Source organism: Candidatus Dorea massiliensis AP6, assembly GCF_964245105.1.
GTDB classification, from domain to species: domain Bacteria; phylum Bacillota; class Clostridia; order Lachnospirales; family Lachnospiraceae; genus Laedolimicola; species Laedolimicola intestinihominis.
On record NZ_CAXTKW010000055.1, the window covers coordinates 1 to 558 of the forward strand.

The 558-nt window shown below is 47.8% G+C and carries 1 protein-coding gene; it reads right to left on the reverse strand.

Features of this window, described 5'->3' with window-relative positions; all coding sequences use genetic code 11:
- Window positions 1–47: 47 nt before the first annotated feature.
- Window positions 48–278: a helix-turn-helix domain-containing protein gene (locus ACESZP_RS17980; protein ID WP_008728422.1), complete on the reverse strand. Its 231-nt coding sequence runs from the start codon at window positions 276–278 to the stop codon at window positions 48–50.
- Between the last annotated feature and the right edge of the window lie 280 nt (window positions 279–558).

The window sequence follows — 558 nt, forward strand, 5'->3', positions numbered from 1 at the left end:
CTATGTTTTATCAGACCATTATGATTTCGACAAGGATACGGACCGGCTCACACTCCAGCTCTGCGAGGTTTACGATAAGTTGCATTCTTTTCTGCTGGCTTTGCTCTGTGGGTGCATTTTGCGATATACTCCTGAAGGCCCGCTGAGGTAAAGTACACACAGCCATTCTGCACATATTGCACATAAGAAATAAGACCATTGTTACGGGCCGCGTCCAGCGTTGCAATGCTGATACCCAAAATTTCTGCTGCTTCTTTTCGCGTAATAAGTTTTTCCATAAAGCATATTTCCTCCAATCCGTCAAGTTTGTCATCGTGTTTGTTCAAAATCACATGAATACGCTGGCAGCCGAAACCACCAGCGCATGGTATCTGATTTTGAACAGAAAGCGGCAAACGCTTCCTATTTATATTTCTCAGCTTTCGTCACATTTGCCACGCCCCCTGACGATGGGAACACAACAGGTCTCCGCTGGCGCGGATGTCATAACTCCGCAGCATCGTTCGTATCGTGTGCCGCAGGGTTCCCCCCAAGTCTTTGGCGGGCCGTGAGGAAGTA